At 36.5% G+C, this 20,314-nt stretch carries 13 protein-coding genes; 7 read left to right on the top strand and 6 right to left on the bottom strand.

The window, feature by feature from the left end:
- Positions 1 to 11: 11 nt before the first annotated feature.
- Positions 12 to 830 carry an endonuclease/exonuclease/phosphatase family protein gene (locus tag AB2B47_RS05665; protein ID WP_320693832.1) on the bottom strand — a complete coding sequence of 273 codons (819 nt, stop codon included), beginning with the start codon at positions 828 to 830 and terminating at the stop codon, positions 12 to 14.
- A 53-nt stretch (positions 831 to 883) separates the two neighbouring features.
- Entirely contained in the window at positions 884 to 3,070 is a 2,187-nt protein-coding gene (locus tag AB2B47_RS05670) for a PTS transporter subunit IIBC (protein WP_320693833.1), read from the bottom strand.
- Positions 3,071 to 3,262: 192 nt separating this feature from the next.
- Between AB2B47_RS05670 and mnmL the strand changes: the two genes are divergently transcribed.
- The 5 genes from mnmL to AB2B47_RS05695 are packed head-to-tail and all read left to right on the top strand — an operon-like array spanning position 3,263 to position 7,967.
- Entirely contained in the window at positions 3,263 to 4,210 is a 948-nt protein-coding gene (mnmL, locus tag AB2B47_RS05675; protein WP_414170655.1) for a tRNA modification radical SAM protein MnmL/YtqA, read from the top strand.
- Positions 4,194 to 4,751 (top strand): tRNA 5-(aminomethyl)-2-thiouridylate-methyltransferase MnmM, encoded by a 558-nt coding sequence (gene mnmM, locus AB2B47_RS05680; RefSeq protein ID WP_320693834.1) that lies wholly within the window; start codon positions 4,194 to 4,196, stop codon positions 4,749 to 4,751. The genes mnmL and mnmM overlap by 17 nt, the downstream gene beginning before the upstream one ends.
- Entirely contained in the window at positions 4,744 to 4,998 is a 255-nt protein-coding gene (locus AB2B47_RS05685) for a hypothetical protein (RefSeq protein ID WP_006148185.1), read from the top strand. Before mnmM ends, AB2B47_RS05685 begins: the two co-directional genes overlap by 8 nt.
- Before the next feature lie 11 nt (positions 4,999 to 5,009).
- Positions 5,010 to 7,064 (top strand): cation:proton antiporter, encoded by a 2,055-nt coding sequence (locus AB2B47_RS05690; protein ID WP_320693835.1) that lies wholly within the window; start codon positions 5,010 to 5,012, stop codon positions 7,062 to 7,064.
- Between the two features lie 39 nt (positions 7,065 to 7,103).
- A complete protein-coding gene (locus AB2B47_RS05695) occupies positions 7,104 to 7,967 on the top strand; it encodes a YihY/virulence factor BrkB family protein (protein WP_320693836.1) in 864 nt (287 codons plus the stop codon).
- Positions 7,968 to 8,139: 172 nt separating this feature from the next.
- Here AB2B47_RS05695 and AB2B47_RS05700 read toward each other — a convergent pair whose 3' ends face one another.
- Together AB2B47_RS05700 and AB2B47_RS05705 are read right to left on the bottom strand one after the other, a co-directional pair.
- Positions 8,140 to 9,081, bottom strand: a complete 942-nt coding sequence (locus AB2B47_RS05700) for an ATP-grasp domain-containing protein (RefSeq protein WP_320693837.1) — start codon at positions 9,079 to 9,081, stop codon at positions 8,140 to 8,142.
- Between the two features lie 13 nt (positions 9,082 to 9,094).
- Entirely contained in the window at positions 9,095 to 10,345 is a 1,251-nt protein-coding gene (locus AB2B47_RS05705) for a dicarboxylate/amino acid:cation symporter (RefSeq protein WP_320693838.1), read from the bottom strand.
- A gap of 245 nt (positions 10,346 to 10,590) precedes the next feature.
- On the opposite strand from AB2B47_RS05705, the gene AB2B47_RS05710 reads away from it, so the two are divergent.
- Complete coding sequence (locus AB2B47_RS05710) at positions 10,591 to 10,950, top strand: DUF3397 domain-containing protein (RefSeq protein WP_320693891.1); 360 nt, start codon at positions 10,591 to 10,593, stop codon at positions 10,948 to 10,950.
- A 103-nt stretch (positions 10,951 to 11,053) separates the two neighbouring features.
- Positions 11,054 to 12,739 (top strand): N-acetylmuramoyl-L-alanine amidase, encoded by a 1,686-nt coding sequence (locus tag AB2B47_RS05715; RefSeq protein WP_320693839.1) that lies wholly within the window; start codon positions 11,054 to 11,056, stop codon positions 12,737 to 12,739.
- 34 nt (positions 12,740 to 12,773) lie between these two features.
- Here AB2B47_RS05715 and AB2B47_RS05720 read toward each other — a convergent pair whose 3' ends face one another.
- Together AB2B47_RS05720 and AB2B47_RS05725 are read right to left on the bottom strand one after the other, a co-directional pair.
- Entirely contained in the window at positions 12,774 to 13,088 is a 315-nt protein-coding gene (locus tag AB2B47_RS05720) for a hypothetical protein (protein WP_320693840.1), read from the bottom strand.
- Positions 13,089 to 13,528: 440 nt separating this feature from the next.
- Positions 13,529 to 19,960, bottom strand: a complete 6,432-nt coding sequence (locus AB2B47_RS05725) for a S8 family serine peptidase (protein ID WP_223333235.1) — start codon at positions 19,958 to 19,960, stop codon at positions 13,529 to 13,531.
- Between the last annotated feature and the right edge of the window lie 354 nt (positions 19,961 to 20,314).

Below are 20,314 nucleotides of genomic sequence, written 5' to 3' on the forward strand. Positions count from 1 at the left end.
AACTAGTTATATCAATTCTTCCAAGAAAGTTCTGCTTGAAGACCGTAGTGATCACTGACCTGCGGACTTGCTTGGCCATCAAAAACTACCTGTAACTTTTCTACCTGAAGATCTTTTGTCGTAAAGACGTAATCAATTCGAAGAGGTTCTGAATTCCCTTTCCAACCATCGATTTCTGGAGGAACAGTGTAGCTTCCACTTCTCTCTTTTGCAACTTCATAGGCATCCTGTAAGCCTAGCGGACTAGCTAGGATAGCTTGATATCCTTCCTGACCTGCAGGGTTATTAAAATCTCCTGCTAGTAATAGAGGTTTATTCAACTCTTTTAGAACTGCTTCAAATCTTGCCCATTCCTCTTGGAATCCTTTATCCCACCAAGAGAGATGCACACTCGCAACTGCAAGCTCTTTACCTTCTACTACTGTTTCTACTAGTGCAACTCGACGAGTGTGATAATCAGTTGGATCATCTACATCTGAAACCAAAATCTCACGCGCCTCAATCGGTGTTTTAGATAGAATTGAAACTCCCTCATGATAACGGTCATATCCGATATGATTATAAGCCCATGTCCAATAATAGTCCAGTCCTTTTTCAGACAACTTCTCTACCAAAAGACGAACATAGTGGTCTTGGTGAATGGGTTCTGCTGAAGGTAACGGATTGTAAAGTGGTCCAGACTCTACTTGAGTTGATGTAATTTCTTGGTTGATTTCTTGAAAACAAATCAAATCATAACTGTTTTCAAGTATATCTTGAAACAAGAGCTGAAATTTTTCTTCAGGATTTTTTTCCATCCAACTATGAGTATTGAGTGTTAAAAACTTCATGTTTTTCTCCTATAAACAAGAGGTTGGAAAACAGCTTCCAACCCCTTAGTGTATTACAATTCTACTTTTGCAACTGCTGTTTTAGCTGCAAGAGAACCGGTTTGTTCTAATTTAACTGACTTGATGGCATCTCCATTTGTAAAGACTACTACTGTTGTAGTTTCACGCTCAGCAGCCTGAATAGCTCCGAGGTCAGCTTTGACCAAGAGATCACCAGCAGCTACTGTTTGACCTTCTGAAACCACAACTTCAAATGGTTTTCCTTCAAGACTTACAGTATCAAGACCAATGTGAACAAGAACTTCAAGACCTGCTTCAGTTACAAGACCAAGAGCATGTTTAGTTGGGAAGACGCTTGATACAGTACCAGAAACTGGAGATACAATGTTTCCGTTTGCTGGTTCTACTGCAAATCCATCACCCATCATTTTTTGTGAAAAGACTGGATCCTTAACTTGTTCCAATTCAATGACTTGACCGTCAGCAACTGAATAAACTTCTTCAGTTACACCTTTGTAGACAACAGTATCTTTTTGAGCTGCAGCCATTTGACTTGGAAGAGTTTCAGGAATCACTTCTCCAGAATCAAGAATATCTTGGATATCTGATTTCAAAACGTCAGCTTTAGGTCCGTAGATAGCTTGGACACCTTGTCCTTTCATGACAAGTCCCATAGCTCCTTCAGATTTCCATTGTTCTTCTGTTCCAACTTTTTCTGCATCTTTTACAGTAACGCGAAGACGAGTCATACATGCATCTACATCAACGATATTCGCACGTCCACCGAGAAGGTTGATGATGTTAACTGCTTGAGAAGCTTCTGCAACTTTAGTTTCACCGGCAGCTGAAGATTCAGAAGAACCATCTGCGTTTTCGTAGTTACCGTTACGTCCTGGAGTTGCATAGTTGAATTTCTTAATCATGAAGTTAGCGATAAAGTACATGATAAATCCAAAGAGTACTGTCACCCAGATAAAGTTAACAATATCCATACCAATACCAGCGTTGATAGCTAGCGGAGTACGAGTCAAGAATTCGATTGAACCAAATGAGTGTACACGAAGGTTCACAATATCAGCCATTGCAAAGGCAGCACCTTGAACAAGAGCGTAAACAAGGTAAAGAGGTGTTGCGATGAACATAAACATATACTCGATTGGTTCAGTTACCCCTGTCAAGAATGTTGCAAGAGCAGTTGCGATCATCATACCTTTGTATTGGTGTTTCTTATCTGGATCAACGTTACGGTAGATCGCAACAATGATACCCATCAAGATACCAAACGAACCAATCATTTGTCCAACTTTGAAACGAGCTGGATGTACTGTATCTAACAAGTGTTGGTATTGGGCTGCGTCAGTACCTTTAAGGTTTACAAGGTCTGTTACCCATGCAAGCCAAAGTGGATCTTGACCAAATACTTGCGTTCCTTTTGCTGCACCAGTCATCACATCATAAGTACCACCAAGAGCTGTGTAGTTCATTGGGATTGTCAACATATGGTGAAGTCCAAATGGCAAGAGCAAGCGTTCCAAAGTACCATACAGGAATGGTGCTAGGACTGGAGCTGTTTCTTGAGAGTTAGCGATCCAGATACCAAAGCTGTTAATACCTGTCTGAACAAGTGGCCAGAAAATTGAAAGCAAGATTGCCGCAATTACTGAACGTAGAATAACTACAAACGGTACAAAACGTTTTCCGTTAAAGAATGAAAGTGCATCAGGAAGCTTACGGAAATTGTAGTATTTGTTAAAGGCAGTTGCCCCAATAAAACCAGAAATAATCCCTACGAAGACACCCATGTTCAATGCTGGAGCTTCAAACACACTGATGAAGTAATCAGAAACTTTGATAGAGTTACCAAAGATTGTTGAAACCATTGCATTAGGATCTTTCAACATATCACCACTAACACTAAAGATAGCACCAGTGATACGGTTGATCAAGATAAAGGCAAGTCCTGCTGCAAAGGCACCACCTGCACGTTCTTTAGCCCAGCTTCCTCCGATAGCTAGAGCAAATAAAATGTGAAGGTTAACGATAACTCCCCAACCGATTTGCTCAAGAATTCCACCTGTAACAACAAGTGGCGCAAAGTTAGGATTAATCATTGCAAGCGTCTTACCGATTGAAATCATCAAACCAGCAGCCGGCATAACAGCGATAACCACCATTAGAGCCTTACCGAATTTTTGCCAAAACTCGAAAGACAAAACATTTTTGAATGTATCTTTCATCATTCAAATCTCCTTATTTTTATTTTAATGCAAACGATTTACGAAAACGTTTGCACCAATCACACCTCTATTATACCACTTTAAATTTTTTTGTAAAGGATTTATATAAAATTTTTTGATTTTAAAAATTTCTTACTTCTCTTCAATTGTTTACTAACTTTGAGTTTACTGGGTTTTTCTGATATAATATTAGCTATGAAATCCTATAATACCTTGAATGATTATTATCGAAATTTATTCGGAGAAAAAACTTTCAAAGTTCCTATCGATGCCGGATTTGATTGTCCAAATCGTGATGGTACAGTAGCTCATGGAGGTTGTACTTTCTGTACAGTTTCTGGATCTGGAGATGCTATCGTTGCACCTGACGCTCCTATTCGTGAGCAATTTTATAAAGAAATTGACTTTATGCACCGCAAATGGCCAGATGTAAAAAAATATCTAGTCTATTTCCAAAACTTTACTAATACTCATGAAAAGCTCGAAGTCATTCGCGAACGCTATGAACAAGCCATTAATGAACCCGGTGTGGTTGGAATCAATATCGGTACACGACCAGATTGCCTGCCTGATGAGACTATCGAATACTTGGCAGAGCTCTCTGAACGAATGCATGTTACTGTAGAGTTAGGTTTACAAACAACCTATGAGGAAACTTCTGAATTGATTAACCGTGCCCACTCCTATGAACTCTATGTGGAAACGGTTAAGCGCTTGAGAAAATATCCCAAGATTGAGATTGTTGCCCATTTGATTAACGGCTTGCCAGGTGAAACTCATGACATGATGGTGGAAAATGTTCGTCGCTGTGTGACTGATAATGACATTCAAGGGATTAAACTTCACCTACTTCACCTTATGACAAATACTCGGATGCAACGTGATTATCACGAGGGTAGACTGCAGCTTATGAGTCAAGATGACTATGTGAAAGTTATCTGTGACCAACTAGAAATTATTCCCAAACATATAGTCATCCATCGAATTACGGGTGATGCGCCTAGAGATATGCTGATTGGTCCTATGTGGAGTCTCAATAAATGGGAAGTTCTAAATAGCATAGAAGCTGAAATGAGACGTCGAGGTAGTGTCCAAGGATGCAAGGCTGTAAAACAGGAGTTTATAAATGAAAAAACCACTTGAAATGGCACATGATTTTCTTGCCCAACTCATCACAAAAGATGATGTTGTTGTAGATGCAACAATGGGAAATGGACATGATACACTTTTCCTTGCCAAATTAGCTAAAAAAGTCTACGCTTTTGATATACAAGAACAAGCTCTTGAAAAAACAAGTCAACGTCTACAAGAAGCCGGTTTGACCAATGTCGAGTTACTTCTACAAGGTCATGAAAACGTAGATCAGTTTGCAACTGAGGTGAAAGCAGCCATCTTTAATCTAGGTTATCTTCCTACTGCCGATAAGTCTATCATTACTAAACCTCACACAACCATTGAGGCACTTGAGAAACTCTGTCAGATGCTCGTTAAAGGCGGACGAATAGCCATCATGATTTATTACGGGCATGAAGGCGGAGATATAGAACGGGATGCAGTTATGGATTATGTTAGTCAGTTACCGCAACAAGAATATACTGCTACTATCTATCGCACCCTCAACCAAATTAACAATCCACCATTTTTAGTTATGATTGAAAAATTAGAAAGGTATCGCCATGGATAAACAATACCTAAAAGATAAAATCGAAGCTCTTCGTCACAACTTTGTCGAGTCAACCCAACATGAACGTGCAGTTGGTATTTTGGATGAAGCACATATGAGTAAAAAAATGCTGAAAATCAAGAAGAAAATGATTTCACTTGAAATGGAGCGTTGTCAGAAGAAAATCGAGCATAAGGACTGCTCAAAGATTGATCAAAAAATCCAAGAACAAAAGGAACTTTTTGAAAATTGTCGTAAACAAAAATAGGGAGGTGGAAAATGAATTTACTTTTTTATCTCTTGGTATTTTTACTAGTTCTTATTGTCTCTAGTACGACCAATAAGCTTCTGCCCTTTTTACCCATGCCTCTGATTCAAATTTTGTTAGGGATTGGAATTGGGCTTTGCTTACCCAACAACCAATATCATTTGGATACTGAGTTATTCCTAGCTTTAGTCATTGGCCCGCTACTATTCCGAGAGGCTCAAGAAGCAGACATTACTTCTATCCTAAAACACTGGCGGATTGTCCTCTACTTGATTTTCCCAGTTATCTTTATATCAGCGCTGAGCATGGGGGGAGTCGCTCATGTCCTTTGGGCTAGCCTACCATTAGCCGCCTGTGTAGCAGTTGGTGCCGCCTTAGGGCCAACAGACCTAGTCGCCTTCGCATCCCTTTCTCAACGCTTTTCCTTCCCAAAACGGGTCTCTAATATCCTAAAAGGAGAAGGTCTTCTGAATGATGCTTCTGGACTAGTAGCCTTTCGTATGGCTCTCATCGCTTGGACAACAGGAACATTTTCGCTCACCCAAGCCGGAACTTCATTGATCATTTCCATCATTGGAGGTTTTGCAGTCGGCTTTATAACAGCCCTAATCAATCGCTTCCTTCATACCTTTCTACTCAGCGTCCGTGCAACAGATATCGCAAGTGAGCTCTTATTGGAACTTAGTTTACCACTTCTAACATTCTTCATTGCTGAAGGAATTCATGTTTCTGGAATTATTGCAGTCGTTGTCGCTGGTATTTTAAAAGCTAGTCGTTTTAAAAAAATAAATCTACTTGAAGCTCAAGTTGACACTGTCACTGAGACCGTTTGGCAGACTGTAACCTTTATGCTCAATGGTTCAGTCTTTGTCATTCTTGGGATGGAACTGGAAATGATCGCGGAACCAATTCTTAAGAGTGCATTCTACAACAAAGTACTTCTCTTACTCAGTGTTTTTCTCTTGACCTTCCTGCTTTTTGCTATCCGCTTTGTCATGATTTATGGATTTTACGCATTTCGGATTAAGAAGCTTCATAAAAGTTTAGACAAATATGTCAAAGACATGCTCCTTCTTACCTTTTCTGGTGTGAAGGGAACTGTATCCATTGCCACTATTCTCTTGATACCGTCTAATCTAGAACAAGAATACCCTCTTCTTCTCTTCCTCGTAGCCGGTGTAACTCTGGTAAGTTTCCTGACGGGATTACTAGTACTCCCTCACCTTTCTGAAGAGAAAGAACCATCTAAGGATCAGCTCATGCACATCGCTATCTTAAACGATGTCGCTATGGAATTAGAGAAGGATTTAGAGAACACAAAAAACAAGGTTCCACTCTATGCGGCTATTGACAATTATCATGGACGTATTGAAAATCTTATTCTTAGTCAAGAAAACAAAGAAGTTCAGGAGGACTGGGAAGCTCTGAAACTCTTGATTCTCAGTGTTGAAAGCGATGGCTTGGAACAAGCCTATGAAGAAGGAAAGATTGGAGATCGTGCTTATCGTGTCTACCAACGCTACTTGAAAAGCATGGAGAAAAATATTAAGCGAAACTTTGCTTCTCGACTAACCTACTACTTCCTTGTCTCCATACGCATTCTTCGTTTTCTACTTCATGAATTGCTCACATTTGGGAAAACATTCCGCTCGTGGAAAGACAAGGAAAAACAGCGACTTCTTGCCATTGATTATGACCAGATTGCAGAACTCTACCTAGCCAACACTGAAATTATTATCGAGAGTTTGGAAAACCTTAAAGGGATTTATAAGAGTTCTCTGATCAGCTTCATGCAGGAATCTCGTCTTCGCGAAACCAGTCATATTACGAGTGGTGCCTTTGTGGAACGAGTTATCAATCGTATCAAACCCAATAACATTGATGAAATGCTTAGAGGATACTACCTTGAGCGTAAGTGTATCTTTGAATACGAAGCTCAAAAACTCATCTCAGCTCAGTATGCTAAAAAGCTACGCCAAAATGTCAATAATTTAGAAACTTATTCCTTAAAAGAATCTGCTAATACCTTACCTTATGATATGATGGAATTAGTTCGAAGAAATTAAAGTCTATAGAAAACAAGAGAAAAACTGGAGGATTGTAACATGAAAAAGTTGTGGAAACAGCTGACTGATAGACCCTTATTAAAAGCTTTTTTGCACTACTATCAAGCCTCCGATAGTGAGTTAACTAGCGTTGCTGTTGCCTACTATTGGTTGATTTCAATCTTCCCTTTACTCATGATAGTGGTCAATATCTTACCCTACTTTCAAATTCCCATCTCAAACTTTCTATTAACAATCAAGGAATTTTTACCAGATACTATCTATGAAGTAGTCGCGAAGATTGTCAGAGAAGTTCTGACTCAACCATCAACAGGTTTACTAAGTTTTGCTATCTTATCAGCTCTTTGGACATTTTCCAAATCCATGGATTTTCTTCAGAAGGCCTTTAATAAAGCCTATGGAGTTGCAAAAAATAGAGGAATTATCTCACACCAGCTGATGAGTCTCTTGGTTAGCTTTGGCCTTCAAATTCTCTTTGCCCTTGCCTTATTCCTCAGTATTTTCGGCCATATGTTATTGGACCTGCTTAAAAACTACTGGAAATCCGAGAGTGCTCTGTTTTCTTATCTACAAGATTTTACAGGACCGCTGATCTATGCCTTTCTTTTTGCTACCGTGATTATGCTCTATTATTTCCTACCAAATGTTAAAGTAAGTAAGATTCGATACGTCATACCTGGAAGTCTCTTTGTACTAGTTACCACTATTGCTTTATTAAACATCTTTGCAGCTTATTTCAACAATTATGTCAATTATCTCGTTGACGTCAGATTTTTCAGTTCAATCGTCGTCGTTGTCATGATGTTCTGGTTCATTATCATTGCCAAGATATTAATTATCGGCGCTGTCATCAATGCCAGTGTTCAAAGCCTTAAAGACCCGGACTTTAAATCTAATCAATAATTTTTTATCGATTAATACTCAATGAAAATCAAAGAGCAAACTAGGAAGCGAGCCACAGGCTATACTTGTGTACGGCAAGGCGAAGCTGACGTGGTTTGAAGAGATTTTCGAAGAGTATAAACAAATCAATCCCCCAGTCATTTGATACTGGGGGATTTTTGAATTTCCTACTTTATTGTCCACTAGTGAGGGCTTGCAATTCTGTTTTTAGATACTGAGCCAAATGTTGGTGAGCAAAAATATTGGCATTTTTTTCTGCGGTAGGATTGTAGTTGGTGTTGGTATTTACATCATAGACATAAATATCTCCACTCTCTGATTGAACCCATTCAATCGCCGCAACTTTAATCTGAGCATTTTTCAAGAAATTCTCATAAGCTTCTCTCCGGTCATCTGGTAGAGGTTCTGTAATCTGGAATTTTTCAGACGTTTCTAGTTGCTCTGGTCTCTTGCCGATTTGGCAACCATCTGCTGGACACAGTTGGAATCCATCTGAAGAATCGATAGAAACAGTATAGAGAAACTTCTGATTGATAAACTCTGAACGACGGATACGTCCATCACTTGGCTTGATGTAAGCTTGTAACAAGGTAATCCCGTCCACTGATGGTTCAAAGAGAGGGCTATTGACATAAGCTGCCAGTTCTTCTTCATTTTGGAAGAGTTGAACGCCTAATCCCTTACCTGCTCTATTGTGCTTAGTAATCAAAGGATAAATGTTTAATTTTCTTGCTGCTTCAATGATGTTTTCTTGACCCAAAACTGCAACTGTTGCGGGAGTCTCGATACCAGATTCGTTTAACTTCAAATATTGTTTGATTTTACTAATTTCAAGGTTGATAGCACCGGTACCATTCACAACTTTGCGTCCGTGTGCTTCTAACCAAGTAATCACTTGCTCTGTAAATTCTGGCGCATAACGATGTCCTCTTGTGTGAGAAGAGGCAGACATACGATTGTAAAAGATACCTTGTGGCGGTGGGCTTTGCAAATCTAAAATCCCACTAGACAAATCCCATAGTTCATAAGGGACTTCTAATTCTTCCAACCATTTCACTAAATGTTGAGTCCATTCTAGATTCTCATGAATCACATAAACTTTTGCTTCACTCATTATTTATAACTCCTTAAGAAAAGCTGACTGATAATTGGCTTTCTTTATCTTCTTCTAAAATATATCCTTCTGTTTTTTCGATAACGCTGACTGTTAAGATTTGTCCCAAAACATTAATCATGGTACGGCCTGCATTGACAAAGAAATCAACTGCAAAAATCAAGGCCACTCCTTCAACTGGCAAGCCCAGTTGAGGTGCTGCAGCTAATAGAACTACGATAGCTCCTGATGGCACAGTTGCTGCAGTTTTTCCAATCAAGGTCAACAATAAAACAGTAAACAAGAGACTTGATAAAGAAAATTGAATACCATAGGCGTGGGCGATAAAAATTGTCGCTACTGAGAAATAAACCGCTGCTCCTTCCAAGTTAAAAGTATATCCTAAAGGGACAACTAAATCAATTGTATGCTCGTCATGCCCCTGTTTTTTCAAATCTTTAAGAAGTGATGGCAAGACCACACTAGAACTTCCAGTAACAAAGGCTAGAGTCAAGAGACTCCAATTTTCACGAAAGGCTGATAAATACGGCACTTTAAAGAAGAAAGCAATCAAAGGGAAAATAAGGAGAACCAAAACAGCATAAGCCAGATAAGTTCCAATTACAAACTGGCCAAGCCCAATCAACTTGTCAACACCAGTAGTAGCAACATCTTTAGCGATAAATCCAAAAATTCCAATCGGTGATAGTTTGATAATTACTGCAACAATCTTGTAAATGGCTTCAATCCAAATTTGGAAACCTTCGATAATCTTCTGAGATTTATCAGACTTAAGATTCCCAATTCCGTAACCAAGAAAGATTGCAAAAACGATAATTGGCAATAGAGCGCCATCTGAAAGAGATTTAACGATATTTGATGGAATGAAACCAAGCAAAAATTCGCTGAACTTGACATTGTTAGCAATCCCATCAAGGTTTCCACCAGTTTGACCGATATTCACTCCTTGACCAAATCCTAAATAGTAACTAGCAAATACAAACAAAAGAGTAATGGCAGTTGTTACGGCAAAAAAGTAAACCAAACTCTTGGTCAAGATTTTTCCGAAAGATTTTTTTCCGATAACGCCAGCTACTGCAACAACGATGGTTGGGAAGATTAGCGGAATGATCACCATATTGATCAATTTAATAAAGGCTTGACCTAAAAATTGATAAAAGCCTGCAAATTGTGGCCAGATAAGGGCAGCGATAACACCCAAGACCAAAGCCACCAATAATTGAATGCCTAGTGAGAGTTTTGACCATAAAGTAACTAATTTCATAAGAAACTCCTTTGTTTTATTTGCTACTCATTCTACTACTATTCTTCTCTCCTGACTAATATATATTTTTTATTGTCACTATAAAAAAGATTTATAATGAAGGTTCAAACTACTCCAACTTTACAAAGTAAATCATATTGATGTTTGATATAGTATAAAAAATCAGTTTCTAAACAAAAATTTTTAGAAAAACACTGTTAAATCAAGGAATATGCTTTCCTTTTATTCAAATTTTATGATACAATATTGTTATGATTTTAATGAAACTCGCTTCAGTCTTGCTTTTGGTACTAACCTTGGCTTTGGCAATTATCTTTAGTAGATTTTTTAAGTTAAAGAAAAAGGGGATTAAATTTGCAGATTTGGCTTTTCCTTTTCTGATTTTTGAATACTATTTAATCAGTGCAAAGGTTTTTACCCATAATCAACTTCCCATTTTGGGGGCAGCCCTATCTTTGCTAGCTATTATTCTAGCTTTTTTCTTCCTGAGCAAAAAACGCAGCTTTTATTATCCAAAATTCCTTAAATTCTTTTGGAGAGCTGGATTTCTACTCACATTGCTCATCTACATCGTTATGATTGTTCAAATTTTCATGATGAAATAAATCATGCCAGCACCTCAACAGTTGGCGACTCGTTCTTCCACATGAGGTGCTTTTCTAATGATATTAAAAAAAGAGATTATTAAAAAAATAGGAGATAAAACAAGTGAAAAAAACGCTCTTGGCAAGTGCCATCACGCTTACTTTTCTAGGATTCACAACAAATCCAACTTTTGCTGAAGAAAAACACCTACAAACTACTACAGTAGAAAAGACACAAGAAACTACAACTACAGAAAAAGAAAAAAAGAGCACCCCTTCAACCAAGGAAACTCTTCCTTCAACAGAGGCAAGATCAAGCCTCCCTACAACATCTACTACAACTCCAAGTACAAGTTCAGACAAGAAAGAAGAGACAAAAGCTCCAGAAGTCAAAAAGAATGGTTGGGTATTTGAAGAAAATATCTGGCGCTTCTATGAAGCAAACAAACCTGCTCTAAACTGGAAAAAAATTAACGGCAAATGGTACTATTTCGATAAAAATGGAATCATGCTTGATAATACTATTTTCGATGGATACATTCTAACTTCTAGCGGTGCTATGGTCGATAATGGCTGGGGTAAAGTCAAAGATAAATGGTATTATGCAAAGCCATCTGGTAAAATCTCACAGCAAAAATGGGAAAAAGTTGGTGGTGTGTGGTACTATTTTGATAAAGACGGTATCATGCTCAGCAACACTATTTTCAATGGTTATCTCTTTTCTAACAGTGGTGCCATGGCTGAAAATTCCTGGGTAAAACATGATGGCAAATCATATTACGCTCTAAGCTCTGGTAAAGCCGCACAACAAAAATGGGAAAAAATCGCTGGATCATGGTACTATTTTAACAAAGATGCCGCTATGGCAAGTAACCAATGGCAAGGTAGCTACTACCTAAAAGCTAATGGAGTTATGGCTGAGAAAGAGTGGATTTTCGATAAAAAGTATAATAGCTGGTTCTACTTGAAATCTAGTGGTACTTATGCTGCGCGTGAATGGATTGGCTCATACTACCTCAAGTCAGGTGGTTACATGGCTAAGAGTGAATGGATTAACGACAGTTACTACAATGCCCGTTACTATGTGGATGAAAATGGTATTTATGTCACAGGAACTCGCAAAATCGACGGAAAAGCACAGCAATTCCAAAGTAATGGGAAATGGATTGGCGAAATTCCTGTAAGTCGTGGATTTGAAAAAGGAAAATACACGAAGACTGTTTTCTTAGATCCAGGACACGGTGGTAGAGATCCTGGTGCTGTTTACTATAACACGAATGAAAAAGACCTCACTATGCAAGTTTACAAGAAACTTCGCAAGGAACTCGAGGGGCTTGGTTATACCGTTCTTTCTTCGAGAGATAGTGATGTCTATGTCGACTTTATCACTGAACGTTCAAAAATGGTGAATAGTACAAACTCAGATATTTTCATTAGTATCCACTTTAATGCTAGTGGCAACCCTGCTTCTAACCGTTCTGGAATTCAAACCTATTCTTACGAAGAAGATTCGGGCTATCGCGCTAAGATAAATCCTTACTGGCATAACCATCCTGATCGTATCAGTGAAAGTAATCGCCTTGCTGCTGATATCCACTCTTCACTCCTAGCTGAAACAGGTGCTAAGGATGCAGGTCTCCTCCAAAGTAGCTTTGCTGTCCTTCGAGAAACTGATAAACCAGCAGTTCTATTGGAGCTTGGTTACATTGACAATTTCAACGAAAACCAACAAATTCGTAGCGATGCTTACCAAAATAGATTGGTGGCAGGTATTGTCAAAGGTATTCAAAAATATTACGCAGGCAAATAAAGCAAAAACCTCGAGAAATCTCGAGGCTTTTTTATTATGCTTCTTTCTTATTAGCGTCAGGAAAGAGAAATCCAATTCCCACGCAAGCTAGCACTCCTGCACCGATAACCAAACCACTTGAAAGTGGCAAGATATCAAGAATAGCATTTGCAATGATAAAGGCAATAATCAAGCTCATGAGACTGGCCTTATAATCTTTTTTAACCAAATTCTCAAGAGTAAAGAATAAGAATAAACCTACTGGAAAGAGTGCCCAGATGTTAACATCAAAACTTGGCCATCCAACAATTCCAAAATACAAGACTGCTGCTGCAACGACTAAAAATCCGATACCTACTACTTTTTTCATGATATAACCTCATTTTCTATTTTGTTAGGAAGTTTAATCCCCCCTTGACAATTACTACTATAACAGAAATAAAAAAAGCAAACAATAGGTTTTGCCTATCTGGTAGTCATGATAGACTATGTGGTCAGAATTTTATAAAAGAAAAAGGAATTAAGTAACCAAACGCTACTTAATTCCTTGAAATTGTCTCATCACCTCTATTAACCTTTAAATTTTGATAGACTCTATTTTCTAATCAATATGACCAATATTGTCAAGACTAACCCTTTCAATCAATTCATTACTTACCTAAACTAAGTCCATTCATAAATCCAAAAAGGGTATCAATATCAAAGCAAACTAACTAATTGAGTTAAAAATGACTATTTTCACAAAACTGTTTCATTATCACACTAGCTAATCTCAGTACATAAACCAATTTTTTATCTATAGCTTTTGTCCTAATCTTGATCTTTTTTCTTCAATCCAAGGAGTGATCCTACTATAAACAATATTCCAGCAATGAATGGTGTAAGAACTGCTCTAACTGTTCCAGTTTTTGGCAACCTATCAGAATTGTTAGTAGTTGATTTACTATCGATATCGGTATGTTTATTAGCTATGCTCTCTTGTTCATTAAGATAAACTTCCTTCTTATTTTCAAAGTTTTTATCATTTTTACCAGAAACAATACTGTTGACATCATTAGTTGAATCAGGTTGTGTTTTTTCTTTCTTTTTCGATACATCAAAAGTAGGTTTATTTTCCTCCTCCTTTTTCTCCTCTATTTTCTTGAATACAGGTTTTATAAGGGTATCTTTTGACACATTAATAACATAACCAGCATCTTTTTTACCTTCGAAACCAGAAATTTCCCAGCCATCAAATTGATATCCTTTTTCTAATTCACCCTCATAGACAGGTAAAATGAAATCTTCTTCCGACACTATCTTAGAACTCATTTCTTTTCCATTTTGAATGGTCACAGTCACCGTATGAGGTTTTAATTCGCTTACCTCTCCCGTATCCTTGTTTAAAATGAATTCTTTTACGGTCGTATTTCTTGCGAAATCTTTTACAACAATCTTAATGTTTAGTGTCTTATCTGTTAGTTGTTTAATATCATCAAATGATTTATATTCTTTTCCATTTACATAAATATGTTTGTCTTGAATCTCACCATCGAATCCATTATTTCTTTTATCATTGATGTTAAAGACAACAGATTTTCCGTCAGCATATTCAATACTAGTATTTCCCTTAGGATCAATGTTTACTTCTGGTTTAACATTATCATATAAAAATTGATAGTGTACTCCAACCGCTTTCGCATTCAAATCGCTATAGCCAGTTTTAAGATAAACATTTCCATCCATATCTGTTACCTTATCTGGAAATCCGTTTGCTTTATAGTCTTTCATTCCCCAGTCCATGATGTCACCGTCTTTAACATTAAGCTTAATGTTAAAATCTCTAGTGTTATCAATGTGTAAATCTCCGTAGATTAAATAATTATCTACAACCGATTCATTCACTCGCAACTCCCAGTTAAAACCACCCTTATCAGAAATCTTACCTCTTAAATAAAATTCTGGATTTCGTACATAAATTTTATTAGATTTAGATGGATTAAAGTAGTTCTTGTCCATTGAAAGATTTACTGGTTTTGCATCAATAAATAACGTAGAACCATCTTCTTTTATAGCTTCTACATTGGATTTATCCTCCCCAGTGTACTCTTTACCATCCTTACCAAATAATACAAGTTTAGAAGAATCTGTTACAAGATTTCCATCTTTATCGATTGCCTCCCCTTTATCGTTCATTTTAAAGGTAAACACTTGATATTTTACAATGTTAAAGCCGTCCAAAGCCGACATTAATACGGATTGAGTACTTCTTCCATCTTCAACATTTCTACTATCAGCATAAATTATTTTTTCTGAAAGGACTCTTAGATTAGGATTGGCCTTTTGTATTTTTGCTATATCTTCCTGGCTATAGACTCCATTTCCTTCTAACATATCCGTTTTTCCAGGATTATAGGTAGTCACTTTTAGTGCATAGCCTTTCCTTAGAATGATGTTATCCTTTAACAGATATTGTTGTTTTTCTGAATCAGAATAGATTTTACCAGATTCCATTTCAGTTAAATTGTTTGGTTTGTTTTTTGAAAGATCTCCTTCTCCTAATTCTATTACATTCCCATAACTTGATGCATAGGGATATTCTGTTTTAGTTTCCTTATTTTTTTCAGGCATTCTAATTTTAGTTTCAGCTTTTATCTGATCATCATCTTTAACAAAGAATCTCATATCTCCTGCAAAAGCTAATCCATCCACAATATCATTAATATTAGCGTATAAATCAAATGTCATCGTTTTTGAGTGGGAATCATACTTGGTCGTTTTGATTTCTATAGATTTATAATTATTTCCATAATATACCTTGGCATTTTTAGAAACATTACTGATCTTTCCAAGAATTTCAAAGTGTCCATCTTTAGACGGGCTTAGAACACCATAAATTTTTGATTTTATTTCGTCAAGTTTTTCAGTTTCATATTCTAAGGCACTACCATCGTCATAAGCAATGATATTTCCCTTATCATCGTATTTATAATCGTATTCCTCTGTTCTCTTACCAGTTTCACTTGTAAAGTCATCAACTTCTCTAAATTTCTTTTTAATGAGTTTCTTTAAGTCTTTACTTTCAAACTCTCTAATTGTTGAAATCGTTTTATGAATAGTCAAGCTAGATTTTTCTTCGATAGACTCTTCATTGTCTTGATGATTTTCTTCCTCAGTTGTATCTTTTTTAAGACTATCCTCTTTTCTATTTTCTAAATTTTTAAATTTAGATTCGGCAATCTCGCCAAGCTTTTGGTATTTAGATGAATCCTGATCAGGATCTACTAGATAATAGGAAATCATCCCCTTTTCATCAGCATGATCAGCAAATTTAATTCTATGAATCTTTGTGAAATTGCTAGAGCCATCTAGTGCAATGACTTCAATGATTTTTCCTCTTAAATCTCCCGCACCATTAATTTCATAAATGGTATTTCCATCTTTGTCAAGTTTTCTGTTTCTTCCTTGACCCTCACCTGCATAAGTTACTTCAAGATTTTTCTCAACCTCTCCGTCTTCATTAACCAGAGCGGCGCCAGCATACCAAACTTCGTTTGCAATCTCGTCAAATTTTTCAGGATGTTCTTTTTGATCTCTCGCAAATAGCGTTTCATTCTTATACTGATCTTTTACCTTGTGATAAGTATCCTTTGTAATCAGCTTAATTTTTTCAGGATTTGAAAAATCAATTGAAACAATCTTAGGAGCTGTGTTATCAATTTTTACAGGAATATAGGAAACCTGCCATGGATAATCTTTAGTTAATCTATATTTAAATTTATAGAAATATTGACCTTCCGCAATCGGTTCAAATTGACCTCTTATCCTAGTAGCAGGATCTTGGTTATCCTTACTTTCAGGTGCATTTTCTTCTCTACCTCTAGGGTTATAAATGAGTCCATCCCACTTCAAGTCACCCCAAACTTTTAGCTTAGAAGATTTGATTCCCTTTGCATCATTTCTCTTAGAGTTTAAAATTCCTTTAATAAAGTGTTCTCTCGAAATGACTTTTAAGTCGATTTGATTTTCTCCCTCTTTATTTGTATTTACTATTGAAATCAATCCTTCTTCTGCACTTCTTAATACAAGTGGAGAAGGTGTTAATCCTCTCTCAAGTTGAGCATCTTGAGGATTTCCATTTGAATCTAAAGGATAAATTTTAGCAATATTAGAACCACTTGATGATGGTGCGTTGATCCCTTCGTTATTGAAAGCAAATAATTCTGGATTTTGATCTAGGGATGTTGTATTTTTATCTTTTCTATTTTGTATAACTCCTGCTGGATTAAATTTATCTATACCATGTTCTCCACCAATTCCCTTATTTAAGGTTCCTGGAATTTTTGGTTTACCATCATCATCATAACCTTCCATTGTTTTTGATTTTGATCCTTCTTCCCAAGCCCATTTATCAAGGATTGGTTCGTGGTTCCAATTCCCAGCAAATCCCATTAGAGGCATCGATAAAGAAGGTTGGAAATTTGTTTTCTTCCCGTTGGAGTTTAGAGCTTCTATTTCTTCCACTGACTCAAAATGAATAAATGATTCTACAAATTTATTTTTGTTTTTAGCCTCTCCAACATTTATAACCGCATTTAAATCAAAGCTAGAATTTGCTCCTATGGTAATAGTGTCATGCTCAAATGTAATATTTGCTCCTTTGATTTTTTCTGGATGGATTTCTGGAACAATTTGCTTCCCATCTGGAGATTTTTCGTCTTTATATGTTTCATCGAGTTTTAGTCTGTCAGTTAGAGCATCTGTAGTTATAGCAGATGCTGAAACTTTAAAGGTCAAAGGTCTGTTTGATGTATTGTGAAGCTTAATTGTAAAGTATTTTTTATCTCCTTTTATTTCTTTAAGAGAAATAGAACCATAAGAGTTTACCAAACCTTTAGAATCCGTGTTTTTGAAAGTCGCTACAACCTCATTTCTCAAAGCATTGGCAACATTAATTAGACCTGCTCCCTGTTGTCTAGGTGATGCAAAGTATTGACTTTTTTCTTTCCAAGAAGTCGCATCCATCATAGGCCGTGCAGTATTTTGTAGGGCTATTTTTGTAAGACTTGTAAGGTCTATTTTGTCATCTCCCTTAAGATTTTTCAATACAGGTCTTTCAAGCATTTCCTTTAACTTTGGTCTAATCAAAACAGTAGAAGCTGCCACGATTGGAGTTGCCATACTAGTCCCTGACATATAACCATAAGTTGATTTCCCATTAATGACATTGAGAGTGGATTTAATATTTTTACCTGGTGCTGAGACATCAGGTTTTAAAAGCAAATCTGTTCTCGGTCCCCAAGATGTGGATCCTGCTGGAACTATAACATCTTCTTTATACAATTCTTTGTCTGTGTCAGGTGCAAACTTAAAGTCAATTTCTTTTTCGTCACCTACATTCGGTTTATTAGAATTATAGCCGGCCATATCAATTGGATAGTATTGATCCAATTTATCTTTGAAATCTTCCTTACTATTTCGTTTAACCTCAGTTTTTTTATCAGGATTAATCATGTTCCATAGCTTTACACCATCATCTCCTGAAATTGAAAATACTTGACTTTTAGTCCCTTCATCCGCTTCATATCCCATGGCTGGAAGCTCTGTCCAATTATCTCTATTGTAGTAATTGACAGTATTTACAACCATAATGGCGCGTGCGCCCTTATCCGTTGCTCTTTTAAAAGCATCTTTTAAATCCTTGGTATAAATTCGATCCATTACTGCAATTTTGCCCTTAAGATCCAATCCTATCAAATCTTGGTCTTGACCTTTACCTATATATACAAATTTCAATTTACTAGGAGCTTTTGAACCGTCTTCATTTGTTGTGATTTTATTCTTATCGAAAAAGGCCCCTATATTTCTGTATTTAAAATTTTCTCCACCTATGTTGACTTTATCAAACTCAACTGTCTGATTTTTAGCAGAAGCGACCGCTATCGCATCTTCATGTGCTGCAGTTCGTGTTACATTTCCAGTGTCGGTCATTTTCAGATTATTATTTGCCACCAAATCCCATGAAGAACTTGAAGCAGAAGTTGCATAGTTACCCGTAGCTACAACCATTGGAATGCCTGCTTTTCTTAACGCCCTAATAGCTTGCCAATATTTCTCACCTACAAGGCCCGTTCCTGTAAAGCCAGATGATACTGAAACAACATCGACATTGTGTTTGATTGAATCTTCAATAGCATGAAACATTGTTTCATCCCCTGCGAACCCAGATCCTGCGTCAGAGTACATTTTATAAGAGAAGATCTGTGCATTAGGAGCAATTCCATCTATTCCGTTAAAGTTTTTAATATCTTTTTCAGTATCATTTCCCGCAAGAATCCCTGCAATATGCATCCCATGTGGATCAAAATAATCGCTTCCATCATCAGCTTTTTCTACAGTGATTTTACCACCATTATAATAATTGAAAGCATGAGGGATTTTATCACTCAACCAGAAATTTTTATCAGTACCTTTTAAGTCTTCTTTTTTGAATCTCATTGAGCCTTTAGCATCATCATCAATTCTCATGGCCTTATGCCTATAATCTGTCCCGGTATCGATATTTGAAATGACCATACCTCTACCATCAAAATTTTTACCAAATGGAGCATTGATAGACTTTAGGTAATCAATTGCCTCTTCAACTCCAATTTCCTTTCTAGCATGATTCATCATTGGCTGGACTTTTTGTGATCGTTCAACCGATGAGATACCTTCTATTAGTTTAATTTTGTCCAGATTATCTGGGGTTGTTTCAATAGCACTACCGTTAAAAATCCTATCATAAGTATATAAAACTTTTGTATCCTTAAGATTGGATAATTCCTTGATTGCTTTTTCTCCAGATGCTTTATCTTTAAATTCAGCAATATAGACAAGTTTATCCTCTTTTTTGGGACTTTCTGGGTCTTTACTTGCAGACGAGTCCGCTTTATCTCCTTGAGATTGATTGGAATCTTCTTTGATTGTTGCTTCTTCATTGCTAGTTTTATTATCTATCTCAGGATTTTTACTAACAACTTCTTTTTCCTCAATAATTGTTGTTTTCTTCTCTTCAGTATCCTTTGAAGTTTCTATAGCATTAGGAATATTTTCATGTTTTTCTTTATTTTCTGTTTCCTTCTCTACTACTACTTTTTCTTTATCAGAGATATTTAAAGCATCTTCAGAGTTAGATGTATCTGCTAAGACTACCTCATTAGGGACATATGCTGCTAAAATAACTGCAGCTGCAGTTAGTGACAATACTGTACTTTTTTTCATTTTAATTCCTTACATATTTATTTAACTTCCAATAGATAGAAAACTTTAACTTTGCTAGCCTTTGTTATAAAAAGTTTTACTAAGTATTATCTAGGAAATAGAGTAGTACATTTATATATAATTGTTAGCTCTCTGAAAAATAGTATATCAATTAAAAAAATTTAAGTCAAGAGAAATTAACGCGGGTTAATTTTTTTTTTAATCCATGTTAACAAATGATCTAATCGATAAATATTATAGTTAACTGGGTACAATATAGACTCATTCCTACCATCAAAAATATTATCAATCAACTGGAATAACTACCAAAATCGCAAAAAGTGGTATGGATAGAATTTATGTCTTCATAAACAT

The organism is Streptococcus wuxiensis, from assembly GCF_040888245.1.
In the GTDB taxonomy this organism is placed as follows: domain Bacteria; phylum Bacillota; class Bacilli; order Lactobacillales; family Streptococcaceae; genus Streptococcus; species Streptococcus wuxiensis.